Below are 826 nucleotides of genomic sequence, written 5' to 3' on the forward strand. Positions count from 1 at the left end.
CTTGTTTACACAAGATCAGCTTAAAGGAATATTCTAAAACGCAATTTCGTTTCGGTATCCAGTTTTCAAGGTGCAATTCGCTTCGTCGAAGCGAAGCCCGATGAATATTTCGGTTCCACACGATGTGTGAATGAAACATTCGTCGAATCTTGAGAGTTTGAACTCTCAAAACTGAGCAACGAGTGAGTAAGTTCAGGATATCCATTTCATTCACACGAACGTGATGAACCGAATGAATATCCGGTCGCAGGTATATACACCTGCTGATTTGAATGTTTCCATCGCAGGAAACGATTCTCCATAGAAAGGAGGTGATCCAGCCGCACCTTCCGATACGGCTACCTTGTTACGACTTCACCCCAATCATCTACCCCACCTTCGGCGGCTGGCCCCTTGCGGTTACCTCACCGACTTCGGGTGTTGTAAACTCTCGTGGTGTGACGGGCGGTGTGTACAAGACCCGGGAACGTATTCACCGCGGCATGCTGATCCGCGATTACTAGCAATTCCGACTTCATGTAGGCGAGTTGCAGCCTACAATCCGAACTGAGACCGGCTTTTCTAGGATTGGCTCCACCTCGCGGCTTCGCTTCCCGTTGTACCGGCCATTGTAGTACGTGTGTAGCCCAGGTCATAAGGGGCATGATGATTTGACGTCATCCCCACCTTCCTCCGGTTTGTCACCGGCAGTCTGCTTAGAGTGCCCAGCTTGACCTGCTGGCAACTAAGCATAAGGGTTGCGCTCGTTGCGGGACTTAACCCAACATCTCACGACACGAGCTGACGACAACCATGCACCACCTGTCTCCTCTGTCCCGAAGGAAAG

1 rRNA gene is annotated in these 826 nt (G+C 50.7%); it reads right to left on the reverse strand.

The features are described from left to right. Positions 1-304: 304 nt before the first annotated feature. Positions 305-826 (reverse strand): 16S ribosomal RNA (locus HFD99_RS24800); the annotation flags it as partial.

It is taken from the genome of Paenibacillus sp. EKM301P (assembly GCF_011800295.1).
GTDB classification, from domain to species: Bacteria; Bacillota; Bacilli; order Paenibacillales; family Paenibacillaceae; genus Paenibacillus; species Paenibacillus polymyxa.